The 13174-nt window shown below is 72.0% G+C and carries 10 protein-coding genes; all 10 read right to left on the bottom strand.

Going from position 1 to position 13174, the window contains the following annotated elements:
• Positions 1–93: 93 nt before the first annotated feature.
• Entirely contained in the window at positions 94–4728 is a 4635-nt protein-coding gene (locus E1269_RS26685; RefSeq protein ID WP_203434104.1) for an FtsK/SpoIIIE domain-containing protein, read from the bottom strand.
• A gap of 219 nt (positions 4729–4947) precedes the next feature.
• Complete coding sequence (locus E1269_RS26690) at positions 4948–5220, bottom strand: WXG100 family type VII secretion target (protein WP_131900330.1); 273 nt, start codon at positions 5218–5220, stop codon at positions 4948–4950.
• A 266-nt stretch (positions 5221–5486) separates the two neighbouring features.
• Positions 5487–8498, bottom strand: coding sequence for an AfsR/SARP family transcriptional regulator (locus E1269_RS26695; RefSeq protein WP_131900332.1), 3012 nt, complete (start codon positions 8496–8498; stop codon positions 5487–5489).
• Positions 8495–8962: a TadE/TadG family type IV pilus assembly protein gene (locus tag E1269_RS26700; RefSeq protein ID WP_203434105.1), complete on the bottom strand. Its 468-nt coding sequence runs from the start codon at positions 8960–8962 to the stop codon at positions 8495–8497. The genes E1269_RS26695 and E1269_RS26700 overlap by 4 nt, the downstream gene beginning before the upstream one ends.
• Positions 8959–9333 (bottom strand): TadE/TadG family type IV pilus assembly protein, encoded by a 375-nt coding sequence (locus tag E1269_RS26705; RefSeq protein WP_203434106.1) that lies wholly within the window; start codon positions 9331–9333, stop codon positions 8959–8961. Before E1269_RS26705 ends, E1269_RS26700 begins: the two co-directional genes overlap by 4 nt.
• Before the next feature lie 47 nt (positions 9334–9380).
• Positions 9381–9791, bottom strand: a complete 411-nt coding sequence (locus E1269_RS26710; RefSeq protein WP_203434107.1) for a TadE family protein — start codon at positions 9789–9791, stop codon at positions 9381–9383.
• A 16-nt stretch (positions 9792–9807) separates the two neighbouring features.
• Positions 9808–10038: a hypothetical protein gene (locus E1269_RS26715; protein WP_203434108.1), complete on the bottom strand. Its 231-nt coding sequence runs from the start codon at positions 10036–10038 to the stop codon at positions 9808–9810.
• Positions 10039–10083: 45 nt separating this feature from the next.
• The gene (locus E1269_RS26720; RefSeq protein WP_131900336.1) at positions 10084–11007 is read right to left on the bottom strand and encodes a type II secretion system F family protein; all 924 of its coding nucleotides are present in this window, start codon (positions 11005–11007) and stop codon (positions 10084–10086) included.
• Entirely contained in the window at positions 11004–11870 is an 867-nt protein-coding gene (locus E1269_RS26725; RefSeq protein ID WP_131900337.1) for a type II secretion system F family protein, read from the bottom strand. Before E1269_RS26725 ends, E1269_RS26720 begins: the two co-directional genes overlap by 4 nt.
• Positions 11867–13171: a TadA family conjugal transfer-associated ATPase gene (locus E1269_RS26730; RefSeq protein WP_131900339.1), complete on the bottom strand. Its 1305-nt coding sequence runs from the start codon at positions 13169–13171 to the stop codon at positions 11867–11869. Before E1269_RS26730 ends, E1269_RS26725 begins: the two co-directional genes overlap by 4 nt.
• Between the last annotated feature and the right edge of the window lie 3 nt (positions 13172–13174).

Raw genomic sequence — 13174 nt, forward strand, 5'->3', positions numbered from 1 at the left:
ACCCAGGACTCAGCCGACCCCCCACCCTTCTGACCCAGCCCAGCCCGAGGGGGCGTGTCATCCGGTCTCGGTCATGGGCAGGATCGCGCGGTGCTACGTCGTCGTCTCGGGCACCTGGACCAGCTGCCACTGACCGGCGGCGACGAACAGGCCGCGGCCGGGCGGCATGCCGCCGGTGAGCGACCGCGGCAGCTTGACGCCGAAATGGTCGCCGTCGGCAGGGGCGCCTGGGGACAGCAGCACGCCGGACCGGGACTTCTTGAGCACCGCCGCCGGGCCGCGGTAGCTGCTGCCGAGGTCGTCGGTGGTGCCGGCGGCGACGATGACGCTGCCGGTGTCGCGCAGCTTGGGCAGGTGCTTGGTGAGCAGGTCGACCATCCAGCCGTCGACTCCCATGAGCTCGAGGTCGTCGATGATGACGGCGGTGGGCTGGCCGCCCTTCTCCGGGACCATCGACTCGTAGAGCTTGGTGGTCTCGTCCTTCTCGGCCTCGAGGTCGATGACCGCCTCGACGCCGTCACGGCCGGCCAGCGCGCCCAGAGGGCTGCGCCTCGGTGTGACGACGAGCAGCTTCCAGCCACGGTCCAGCATCGACGTGGTCATAGTGAGAAGCGTCGTGCTGCGGCCGGACCGGCGCGGACCCAGCACGAGGATGCCTGGGCCGTGGTCGATGGCGTCCAGAGCCCTCAGCGTGAGGGTGTCGCCTCCCACGGCGACGGGCAGCTCGGTGGGCCGCAGCGGCCGCTCGACCAGCTCCATCGCGTCGGCGTAGCTGATGCGGGTGGGCAGCGGGTCGACCCGGAACGGCAGGAATGCGCGCGGCACGTCGGCGTAGCGTTCCTTGGCCTCGCGCGCGATCTGCTGCAGTGCCGCCACCTGCGCCGTGCCCTCGACGTCGTCGACCAGCAGCGCGACCTGGGTCTCCTGCAGGCCTTCGGTGCGGAACCCGCGACCGGCGGCCATGGACTCCGGGACCTTCTTCGGGCTCATGCCGATGGCGCCGAAGTCGGCGTTGTCGGTCATGCGCAGCATGAGCTTGTCCTCGAGGAGCGCCGAGATGCGCCCGACCAGGGTGGTGCGGTCCGACGCCACGACGACCTTGACGCCGACGCCGGAGCCTTCCTGCATGATCTGCATCCACTGGTCGATGAGCCGGCCGCTGTCGAAGTTCTCGAAGGACTGGACGAAGCCCTCCCAGCGGTCGAACAGGATGAGGATGTAGGGCAGCCGGGCGTCGGGCTCGGCGTTGGCCCGCTGCTCGCTGAGGTCGGCGTAGCCCTGCTCGGCGAGGATCTGCTGGCGGCGCCCGATCTCCGCGCGGATGCGGGCGGAGAGCCGGGACAGCCGGTCGGGCTGGTCGCGGCTCACGACGGCGCCGGTGTGCGGCAGGCCGACCATGGGCAGCAGCGCGTTGTTGCCGCAGTCGATGCCGTACAGGTGGACGTCGCGGGGAGAGATGGTGCGCCCGACGACACCGGCCACCGCCCGCAGCACAGTGGAGCGGCCGCTGCGCGGGGCACCGACGATGGACAGGTGCCCGCCGCCGGAGAGGTCGTAGGCGGCAACGGTGCGACGCTGCTCGCGCGGGACGTCGACGATGCCGAACGGGATGCGGATCTCGCGGCCGCGCTGGACCGCGCCGGCGGGGTCGGCCAGCACCTCGTCGAGGGTGACGGTGTCCGACAGCGGCGGCAGCCACGGCGGCGGCGGAGCCTTGACCCCGGTGCGCTCCGACGCGGTGTTGATGGCTGCGACCAGGCTTTCCAGGTCGGTCGGGGTGGAGACGTCTTCCTCGGCGTCGTCGGTCTCGGGCCGCTCCGGTGGCCGGCCCAGGCTCTCCCACGAGAGCTGGCGCAGGTCGACGGAGACCGCGGCGCCCGGCGCCGAGGGCCGGCCACCGACACGCGAGGACTGGAACGCCACCAGCGACGACGCGCCGAGCCGGGCATAGGCGCGACCGGGGGTGGACTTGGAGATCTCCGCGGCGTCCTTGGACTCGATGACGTCCTGGCTGTCGTTGCCGTCGGTGACCCGCAGCGCGATGCGCAGGTTGGTGTTGGACTTGATCTCCGCGCTGACGACGCCGGCAGGCCGCTGCGTGGCCAGCAGCAGGTGGACGCCGAGCGACCGGCCGCGCCTGGCGATGTCGACCAGGCCCTTGACGAAGTCGGGCAGCTCGGTGACCAGTGCGGCGAACTCGTCGATGATGATCATGAGCCGTGGCATCGGCTCGTCGTCGGGGCCCTTGGCCGCGAGGTAGTCCTCGATGTCCTTCTTGCCCGCGTGCGCCAGCTGGTGCTCGCGGCGGTGCAGCTCGGCGGCGAGGCTCTCCAGCGCCCGGGTGGTCAGGTGACCGTCGAGGTCGGTGACCATGCCGACGGTGTGCGCGAGGTGGTTGCAGTCCTTGAACGCCGCCCCGCCCTTGTAGTCGACCAGCACGAACGTCATCTCGTCCGGCCGGTTGGCCACCGCCAGCGACGCGATGAGGGTCTGCAGCAGCTCAGACTTTCCGGAACCGGTGGTGCCGGCGACCAAGCCGTGCGGGCCGTCGGCGCGGACGTCGACGGAGAACGGGCCGTCCATGCCCTCGCCGATGACCGCGCGGGTGGTGCGCCCGACACTGGTCCACCACCCGACGATCGCCTCCGGCGTGGGCGGGTCGAGCTTGAGGACGTCGAGCAGCCGGCTGGACATCGGCAGCGACGAGGAGAGGTCCTCGGAGCTGACGTCCTTGACCGGCGCGAGCGCCCGTCCCAGCCGCTCGCACCACGCCGGCGAGACGATGTCGAGGCGGATGCCCTCGACCGTCGGCTGGCCGGTGCGCCGGACCGTGGTGGCGGAAGGGCCGACCGACACGACCGCCCGGCACTCCTCCGGGAGCAGCCGCTCGTCGGCGTCGATGCAAAGGAAGAACATGCCGAGGCGGGGGCCGTCGCGTAGCAGCGTGATGAGACCCGGCAGCAACCGGATGCGCCGGGCGCCGTCCAGGATGACCAACATCGGCGGGAAGTTGATCTCGCGGGCGGCCATCAGGCCGCCACCGCGGTCGGCCGCGACGGCCTTGCGCCGCTCGATGGTCGCCATCAGCTCGGCCACCCGCCGGGCGGTCGTCTCGTCATCGGTGCCGATGCCGGCGATGACCTCGGACTCCTCGCCCCGGCGCACATGCGGCAGCCAGCGCGTCCAGTTCCAGGCCGAGCCGCCGTCGGGGTCGGACAACACGACCATCTCGATGTCGGCCGGGCTGTGCAGCGCGGCGATCTGCGCGACCATCCAGCCGGCCACCTGGCGACGGACGTCGTCGTGGCCGGCGACCCCGGTGACTCCGGCCTGCTCCAGCTGCACGCCCACGGGGACGTCCGGCGCGGTCCAGTGCAGCACCCGCTCGTGGTCCTCGCGCGCCGGATCGGTCATAGAGACCTCGCTGGGCACGTCGGCCGTGCCGACCCTGACGAGCATCCAATCGGGATCGGTGCGCCGGCGCTCCCACAGCCGGGACCGGGGACCGGTGGCGAACAGCAGCGTGGCGGCCGGGTCGGGCAGGTCGCGCCGGCGCGCGGCGCGCTCGGTGACCAGGCCGCGGTACGCCTGGCTCTCGATGTTGCGGATGCGCTCGACGTAGGTCTTCATCTCTTCGGAGAAGCGACCCTGCTGCTGGTGCTTGCTGCTGCGCCAGCGGGAGATCATCATGATCGGCGACAGCACCATGATCATCAGGCTGAACGGCGACCGGGTGAAGTAGAACATCGCCCCGCCCATGATCATCGGAGCGATCGCGATGACCCAGGGCATCGGCTCCTTGTCCGGCTTGCGCGGCTCGTTGGGCAGTCGGAACTCCGTCTGCCGCGGCGGCGGCAGCAGCCGGGGCGGGCGGTTGTAGTCGAGGGTGACGCCGCCAGGGCTGGGCGACAGCGATGCGTCCGGCTCGGCCGGCAGCGACAGCTCCAGGACGGTGTCGCCGACGACGACGGCGCTGCCCGCGGGCCACGTGGCCGGCCCGTCCAACGGCACCCGGTCCAGGTGCAGGAACGGCCGGTCGGCCTCGGGGTCGACGGTGAGGTTCGGGTGCTTGAGCCGGGCCAGCTCCTCCATGCGCTTCTTGAACCGGCGGGCCCGGCGCTTCTTCTTCGTCGCCGGCTCCTCGTCCTTCGGGACGACGATGGGCCCTTCGAGCAGCCGTTCCCGCGGTGGCGGCGGCAGCATGACACCGACCAGCGACCGCTCGGGGGTCACCGTGACCGCGCCGTCGACGGAGACGTCGAGGCGCAGCGCGACCGGCGGGTCGTCCTCGCCGCGCAACCGGACCCCCGCCGTGGTCCTGCTGCCGACCTCGTGGCTGCCGGGCGAGAGGTAGTCGACGTGGCCGGCGCCCGGACCGGACACCGTGCGCACCTGGACCACGCCGGTGCGCTCGGCGAACACGTCGGGCAGCGGCAGCCCGACACCGACCAGGGCGCCGTTGCGCAGGTCGGACTCGGCCACCTTCGTGGTCGGGTCGAGCGGCACGCTGCCGAGGTAGAGCGTGGGCGGCACGTCGGCCGGGTGGTCGTCGAAGACGCTCTCGCCGACGACGCCCAGGTGACGGCCCGCGCTGTGGACGATTTGCGGCTCCGGCGCCGGGCGCACCCGGGTAGCGAGCTGCCGGGCGATGTCGGCGATCGTCGCGTCGTCCTCGCAGTCGATGGCGAGGTCGACGACGTCGCCGTCGCCCGCAGCGGTGGCACTCACCAGTAAGCGCACGTCACCGTCTTTCGCGTCGAGCCGGAGGTCACCGTCCCCAATGGCATCCTACCGGCGCCGCCGGCCGATTCGAGCGGGTGCTTCGAGTGCGGGCCCGCGGCATTCGGGACATTCGCCGGAACGCGCTGGCCCGGCGACTTGGGAAAAGGGCGGTGGCCCGCATCCGCGCGATGCGGATGCGGGCCACCCTGTGGCAATGCGACGGACTCAGATACGGTCCGGCTCGCCAGTCGCCTCGGCGATGTTGTTGTGGTTGATACGAACGTCGTCCGCGGCGCCGTTCAGAGCGTCACGCAGCGTGTCGAGGTTCTGCTTGTAGTCCTCCCACGCCGTGCGGAAGTCGTCGGCGTACCGACCGGTCCACACCGCGTTGGAGACACCGCCGTCGACCTCGGTCTTGATGCTCTCGGCCGCCTCGGCGTTGCTGGTGAACGTGCGGTGAAGCTCCTGAAGGGTACTTAGTTCTGCACCAACACCCATGGTTCTTTTCTCCCTTGTTGACTAAATGTGCTGGCCCCACCGCGTCGGGTGCGGCACGACATCGGAGAGCCTACCGGTCGCCGATGACTCGGCGACATTCGGTCAGGCCTGTTCTCATGACCCGGCGATTTCTCCGCGACAAACTGTGACGCGGCCGGTCCGATGCGTCGTCGATCCGTGTGGATCGGCGAATTCACCGGGCGTTCCGGAGAGGAAATCACCGTTGTCTTCGTGTCACCTCCGATCGTCCAATACAGAACCGTCGACTAAGCGAGATCACGATGTCTCCCTCTGGAACTGGGCACCAGCTCCTCGAGCAGTGCCTGAGTCTCAGGCGCCAGCTCGATGCCGCCGATGCTCGTGAGGGTCTCGCTCATCTCGCCCTCCACCGCCATGACTCCGCCCCGCCCGTCGACGGCGTGCTGGGCCTGGATCAGGTCGCGCCAGAGCAGCTGCTCCGCCGGCCTGACCCGCAGCCCGGCCCGGGCCGCGGCTGCCGCCGTGGCCGGGTCGCCGCCGTCGCGGGTGATGACGGACAATCGATGCGCGGCGTCGACCAGCAGGTCCGACGCCACTCGTTCCACTCGGGCCCGCGCGATCCACGCGTACCGGCCCTGCGGACGGTCACTCAGCACCGGGCCGCGGGCTACCCGCAGCGCACGGCGCAGCAGGTCGGCCTCCTCCGACGGTCGGCGCACCTGCCGGGCCTGGCTCAACAGGGCGCACACCACGTCCCAGTCCAGGACGACAGCCTCGCTCAGCTTGAGCCGGCCGTCCTCGGTGGTCAGCAGGTACGGTGAGCCGGTCCGGTCGACGCCCAGCCACTCGCGCACCCGGGCGAAGGTGGCCTCGCGGACCGCGGCCGTGACCCCGCGCGGCCACACCGCCGATGCCAGCACCGTCGGGTGCACGCCGTCGCGGTGCAGCGCCAGATGCACGACGATCTCGGTGGCCAGTGCCCGGCGCTCGGCCTCGATCTCCTCGCGGGCCTGCACCACCACCGGGCCGAGGATGTACACCCGGACCGGCGCGGTGGCCAGCTCCGCCTCGGTGACCAGCGCGCGGATCTGCGGCACCTCAGGACGGACCTCCGGCAGCCAGGCCTCGCTGAAGGTCGGCCCGGACGGGTCCGGGTCGCTGCTGCGGTCCGGGTCGACCAGGCCGACCAGTGCCTCGATGCTGCGCCAGGACAGCTGGTTCGCCCGCACCGACAACCCCAGCGCCGGCAGCTCCAGCGTTCCAGCTGCGTCGACGGAGATGCGCCACCGTGCGCCCGGCACGTCGCCGGCGCAGATGACGCCCAGCGGCGACCGGCCGGCAGCGTTGGTCAGGGCCACCAACTGCTCTGCCAGCTCGCCCGTGGGCGGGGTGCCGAGGACGAGGTACTCCGGCATCCAGGTGCCGGCGCCGCCGGGCCGCACCCGGCCGGTGAGCACGTCGGTACCGAGCCGGTCCGAGCGACGCGCCGCCAGCTCGGGCAGCAGCGGCTCGACGCCGTCGACCAGCCGCAGCCGGCCCGGGTCGAACACGCTGAGCGCCTCTGGCAGGCCGTCGGCGGTGACCCGCAGGTGATCGGACCACTGGTTGGTGGCCAACTCCACCGCCAGCGCCGTGACCACCTCGAACGTCGCTTCGGGGTCGCCGTCGATGCAGATCGGGCCGCCCGCGGCCTCCAGGTCGATGAGCACGTCGCGGTCGCCGCTGCGGCCCAGCGAGACCAGGCCCGGGTACGGCGCGAGCACCTGCCCGCGCAGATCGGTGTCGACGGCCACGTCCGAGCGCGCCAGCAGCCAGCGGCGGCCGTCGTCGAGCACGGTCCACGGCGCCGGCGCGTCCTCCCGGGGCGGCGCCAGCAGCAGCTCGACCGAGGTGCTGTCGACGACCGCCGCGTAGACCGGCGGCAGCGGCCGGCGTTCCTGCTGGCAGGACGCGGCCAGCGTGCGCAGGGCGTGGTCGAGCCAGCGAGCGCGGTCGGGGTCGGCGCCGATGCGCAGCGCGACCTCGGCCTCGACTTGGTCGTCGCCCGGCTCCGGGGTGCGGCGCCGGCGACGGATAGTCTCCAACGCGGCCAGCACACCGGCGGCCAGCAGGCCGGCATCGATGAGCCCGGCGTGCGGGTTGGTGTTGACCTGCTCGGCCTCCGCGCTGGCGGTGTAATCGGCGAACAGCCCGGCATCGAGGCCGCCGCCGGCCTCGCCCTGACCGCCGCCCTGGTCCGGCGCGGTCGGTGGCGGCGGCACCGGCGGTGTCTCCGGCGGCGCGGGCGTCTCGGCCGTGACGACGTCGACACCGGCGGCGTCGGCCGGGACGATGAGCAGCCAGTTCGGGTAGATGAGCCGGGCCAGCGACAGCTCGTGGCCGTCGGGCTGCTCGCGGCCGCGATTGAGCTCGAAGATCTCCTGGTAGCGACGGCCGTCGCCCAGGGTGCGCTCGGCGATGTCCCAGAGGTTGTCGTGGTAGCGGCCGTCGGGCGGCTGGACGACGTACACCTTCTGGCCGACCAGCTCCGCACCCTCCTCGGGATCGAGGACCATGTCGCCCAGCCGGTACTCGACCTCCTGCTCAGCGACGGGAGCCGCCGGCGGGGTCTCCTGCTGGACGGTGGCCTCGGCCTGCCCGTCGTAGCTCTCCGCCGCCGCGACGGTGGTCGGCGGGGCCTCCGGCGCCGCCGCGGGAGCCGCAGCAGCCGCTTGACCCACCGCGGCGGTCGCCACCAGCACCGACGCCACCAGGGCACGGGCGAAGCGCTGGGTCGGCCCGGACAGGGGCACCCGGCCGGGCAGGCCGACGCCGCGCACCGCGCTGCGCAGCTCGATCAGCACGCAGAGGGTGAACTGCAGCCAGGCCAGCCACACAACCCACAGCAGCACGCCGACCAGCTGCTCCGGGCCGATGGTGGCGGTGAGGTCGTCGCGCGTGGGCAGCGATGTCGGGATCGGGGGCGGACCGCCCAGGACCAGCAGCAGCACCGGGACGCCGATCACCAGCAACAGCAGGGCGAATCCGGCGGCCAATGCCTGCGGGAGGCTGCGCTGCGGCTCCGGGACGCCGCGCTGCTGGAACCGCTGCGGGCCGACCTCACGCGGCACACCGGAGGCGGCGATCGCCTCGACCGGAGACACCGGCCGGCCCGTGCGCTCGCCTCGCTGCGCCGCCCGACGGCGTCCCCCACCCGCGTTCATGCTCATGTCGCCCGGTCGCGCTCCCGTTCTGGTTCGTTCCGCGGTCGGCGCGGTGTCGTCGCGCCACCCGCTCCCCTCGTTCGTCGGCTCGCTCATGGCACCTCCCCGGTGATGCCGACCGCCGGCCGTGCCGTGGCCTCGCCCTCGATGTCGAAGTCGTCTATGAAGATCAGTTGGAGCATGGAGGTCGGGACGGTGTCCTCCGCGTGCACGTAGACCTGGTTCGCACCGACCTGGACGGTGACCCTGCCGGCGTCGTAGCCGCGGTCGCTCATGTACTGGCGGGCCCTGGCCGCCGCCTGGTCCTGCAGCAGGATGACCTCACCGGTGGAGTACAAGGCGTCGAGGTCGATCTCGTTGGCCGCCGCGCGAGCCGCCTGCTCGACGTCGTCGTAGATGCGCTGCCGGGCGTTGATGGCGAGACCCCCGTCGACCACCAGGCCGGCCAGCATGAACAGCATCACGATCAGCGTGACGACCATGGCGCTGATGGCGCCGCGCTCGCCCCCGCCACGCCGCAGCTCACCCAGCCGTCCGCCGGCTGGCGGCCGGCGCCTCACGACGTCCTCCTCAGCGTGTCGATCGGCGCGAAGCTCACGCCCTCCATGGTGGCGCTGCCCGGGAAGCCGACGAAGCCGAGCCCGTCGAAGGACACCTGGCAGCGGACCTCGACGCTGATGGTGCCGCCGGGCGCGAACTGGCCGCCCAGGTCGATCGGCTGGCAGGTGACGCCGTCGGGTCGGGTGCTGTCGACGATGTCCTGCGCCGCAGCGCGGGCCGACCCTGCGTCGCGCTGCAGGGATGCCGCGCGGACCGCGTCGCGCGCCATGGCCTCGACGTCGCCGGAGCGGTCGACGTAGCGGCCGAGCCCGACGACCAGCATCATCACGGCGACGAGGATGGGCGCCAGGATGACGACCTCGACAGCCATGGAGCCCACCTCCTTTCTCGCCGCGCGTGCGGCCCGTCGCCTGATGCTCATAGGTCCGGTACGAACTGTTCGATGGGGCCTTCGATGGTCTGCGAGACCCTCGGTGCGAGGTCCTCGATGAGCTCGGTGGCCCGGCCGCTGACGGTCACCCTGACGTTGTCGCCGATGGTCACCGCGTCGACCTCGATCTCGATGAGGTGGCCGTTGCCGACGGCCTCGGCGTACTCGCGGCCGCGAGCCTCGGCCGCGGCCAGCGCCGCCGGCGTGCCGCCGCCGATGCGGGCCTCCCGCGCGGCCTCGCGAGCCGCGGCGGCCGCGATCTGGTTGCCGTGCCAGGTCAGGGTGAACTGCACGATCACGAAGATGATGAAGAACATGATCGGGGTGTACAGGGCGAGCTCGATCGAGCTCGCGCCCCGCTGTGTTCTCGACCGGTGTCGTTCGAATCGTGCCAGCACGTCGGGTCCTCAGGCCTCAGGGCCCGCCGGGCGCGTCCGGGATGTCGATCGACTCGGCTTCGTCGGTGACCAGGTTGTAGATCACGACGCCGACGGCGGCGGCGAGTGCGACGAGGATCGCCGTGATGATCACGAACTCGATGGCGGAGGCACCGCGCTCGGGCGCGCGGCGGGCCCGGTCGGTGTGGATCTGCAGGCTCAGCAACAGCCAGCCCAGTGGCGTTGCCGGCGAGAGGTGGCGATTCATGCTGGGGTCTCCTGGTCGTATGGTTCGGGTCGGTTCGGATGGATGTCAGCTCTGTTCGAGCACTCCAATCAGCGCGGGATAGACGAGGAACAGCAGGAAGCCGACGCACAGCACGAGCTGCGCGACGAGCATGGACTGCGAGCGCTGCCCGGCCTTGCCCTCGACCTCGGCCAGCTCGCGGCGGCGCAGCGAGCCGGCCCGGGCGGCCAGCGACTCGCGCACCTTCGCTCCGTCCTCGGCCACCAGCGCCAGGGCGGCGGCGAGGTCGCGCAGCTCGTCGACGCCCACCTCGTCGCCCAGCTCGCCCAGCGCCGCCCACGGGGTGACGCCGTGCAGCCGGGCGGTGAGCAGGGTGTCACGGATGCGCACCATGGCCCAGCCGTCGCTGAGCGACGACGCCGCCTGCAGGGCCTCCGGCACGCCGCGGCCGCCGGCCAGGTTCATGGCCACCAGGTCGAGGAACGAGCCGACGACGTGGCGGAAGTCGCGACGGCGGTCCGCGGCGTTGGAGCGCACGGTCAGGGTCGGGAGGACCGCGAAGATCATGGCCAGGACGATGCCCAGCACGGCCGAGGCCGGGATGCCGATGTTGACCTGGGCGACGGACAGGATGGCCGCCACCACCAGCGGCATCAGGAACCCGGCCAGCGCGCTGAGCACCGTGGTGGCCAGGTGACCCTCCAGGGTCCTGCCCATGAGCGAGAGGTCGCGGCGGATCGAGCCGAGGTTGATGCCGACGCCTTCCAGCGCTTCGCGCAGCTGCCCGCCGAAGCGGCGCATCGCCGCGGACTCGCCGCCCTGCCCGGAGACGGCCGCGCTGGACACCAGCTGCTCGCGGCGGGCCCGGGACCGTTCGGCGTCGAGCCTGGCCAGCGCTGCGGCCGGGTTGACCCGCTGCGTGGACAGCATGAGGCCGAGCAGCAGCACGCCGGCGCCGACGACCGCGCCGGCCAGCAGGATCAACGTCATGTCCGCACCTCGCCCTGGTCGGCGGCGGTGACGAGGAAGCGGGCCGGCATCTCGAACTTCGCCAGCCTGCGCATCCACAGGAAGCCGACGGCGAAGATCAGGATGACCACGCCGAGGACGATCTGCCCAACCGGTGTGGAGTACGGCTCGACGTAGTCGCGGTTGAGCAGCGACAGGCCGACCATGAAAAACAGGCTCACCGCCACGACGATCTGCACTGAGCGGCGGGTGCTGGCACGCCCTGCCATGACCCGCTGGCGCATGTCGAGCTCGGCGCGGGCGGAGTCGGCGAGCGAGCTGAGCACCTGGCGCAGACCCGGACCGCGCAGCCGCGCGTTGAGGATCAGCGCGGACACCACGAGGTCGGCGCTGGCGTCGTCGAGGTCGTCGGCGAAGCGCTGCAGGGCCTCGGGCATGGGCATGCGGATGCGCAGCCGGTCGGCCAGCATGCGCAGCTGCGGCTGGATGGACGGCGACGCTGCGTAGACCGTCGCCGGGATGGCCTGCTCGAGGCCGACGGCACCGGCGATGGTGTCGCGCAGCGACTCCGTCCACGACGCGAGGCCCTCCAGGCGCGCGATCGAGCCGCGCTCCTCGCGGGCACCACCGAACAGCGCCGGCCAGAACGCCACCAGCAGGCCACCGCCGATGGCCGCGACCGGCCAGCGGGTCAGTGCCAGCGTCGCCACGCCGGCGCCGATGCCGAACACCGTCTGCCGGCCGAGCATCTCGACCAGCGAACGGTGACTGGTGGAGGGTGTCGGCGGCTTCGGCTCGCTGCCCCGCACCGCCACCACGAGCAGCAGCACCGAGGCGCCGACGGCGGCGCCGAGCAGCGTGATGAGCAGGATGGTGGGGCTCACGCGATCACCTGACCGGCGTGCGCGTCGTAGCCGACGGCGATGAGGTCGTCGATGCAGGCGATGGGCGCGGCCGGAACCGCGACGCCGTCGGGGCCCGAGGCGAAGATCTCGCTGGACAGCACCCGGCCGTCGACGCCGTTGATCTCGCGGATGCTGGAGACGAAGCGGCGCAGCCGGCCGCCCTCGGAGAACTCGTTGCGCTTCTCCACGAAGACGACGAAGTCGATGGCGCCGGCCACGAGCATCATGGTCGCCTCGACCGGCAGCCGCTCCACCGACTGGATGGCGTAGGTCGAGATGCGGTTGAACACCTCGATCGAGCTGTTGGCGTGGATGGTCGACAGCGACCCGTCGTTGCCTTGGCTCATCGCGTTGAGCATGGTGACGATCTCGTCGCCGAGCACCTCACCGACGATGACCCGGCTGGGGTTCATGCGCAGGCTGCGGCGGACCAGCTCGGCCATGGTGATGGCGCCCTGGCCCTCGGAGTTGGGCAGCCGCTCCTCGAACGCGACGACGTTCGGGTGCAGGTCGGCGAACTCGCCCAGCCCGAGCTCGAGCGCCCGCTCGACGGTGATGAGCCGCTCAGCCGCCGGGATCTCGTTGGCCAGCGCGCGCAGCATCGTCGTCTTGCCGGCGTTGGTGGCCCCGGCGATCATGATGTTCTTGCGGGCGGCGACCGCCGCGGACAGGAACGCCGCGAGCTCGTCGGTGACCGAGCCGTATCGGACCAGGTCGTCCAGGTGCACGCGGGACAGCCGCGCGCGCCGGATGGAGATGGACGGCCGGGCGCACACCCCCATGACGGCCGAGAGCCGGCTGCCGTCGGGCAGCCGCAGGTCCAGCTGAGGGTTGGCCGAGTCGAACGGCCGGCTGGTGAGGCCGGAGTAGGCGCCGAGGATCTGGACCAGCTCGACCAGCTCGTCGTCGCTCTCGGCGACCGGCGCGCCGAGCACCTCGCGGCCGTCGGCGTACTGGATGAACACCTGGTCGCAGCCGTTGATGTCGATGTTCTCGACGTCGAGGTCGTCCAGCAGCGGCTGCAACCGTCCGACGCCGAAGAGCGCGGCGTGGATGCCGGAGGAGATCTCCTCCTCTTCCTCCGCCGACGGCGGGGTGCGGCCGGCGGCGATCTCGGCGCGGGCGTGCGAGTCGAGGACCCGGCCGATGACGGCCCGGGCGAACTGCCGCTCGTCCTCGGACGACATGGGCGGGATGCCGTTGGCGGCGTCGTCGCGGCGCTGCCGGGCGAGGGTGTCGGCGACTTCTTCGCGGAGGGTGCGGACGAGGTTCTGATCCATGGT

The sequence above is a fragment of the Jiangella asiatica genome, from assembly GCF_004349065.1.
Classification (GTDB): Bacteria; Actinomycetota; Actinomycetes; order Jiangellales; family Jiangellaceae; genus Jiangella; species Jiangella asiatica.

What these genes read in the sequence shown, in the direction of transcription:
- E1269_RS26730 (WP_131900339.1), bottom strand. Translation starts at nt 13,171, where the DNA reads ATGGATCAGAACCTCGTCCGCACCCTCCGCGAAGAAGTCGCCGACACC.
- E1269_RS26690 (WP_131900330.1), bottom strand. Translation starts at nt 5,220, where the DNA reads ATGGGTGTTGGTGCAGAACTAAGTACCCTTCAGGAGCTTCACCGCACG.
- E1269_RS26705 (WP_203434106.1), bottom strand. Translation starts at nt 9,333, where the DNA reads ATGGCTGTCGAGGTCGTCATCCTGGCGCCCATCCTCGTCGCCGTGATG.
- E1269_RS26715 (WP_203434108.1), bottom strand. Translation starts at nt 10,038, where the DNA reads ATGAATCGCCACCTCTCGCCGGCAACGCCACTGGGCTGGCTGTTGCTG.
- E1269_RS26695 (WP_131900332.1), bottom strand. Translation starts at nt 8,498, where the DNA reads ATGAGCGAGCCGACGAACGAGGGGAGCGGGTGGCGCGACGACACCGCG.
- E1269_RS26720 (WP_131900336.1), bottom strand. Translation starts at nt 11,007, where the DNA reads ATGACGTTGATCCTGCTGGCCGGCGCGGTCGTCGGCGCCGGCGTGCTG.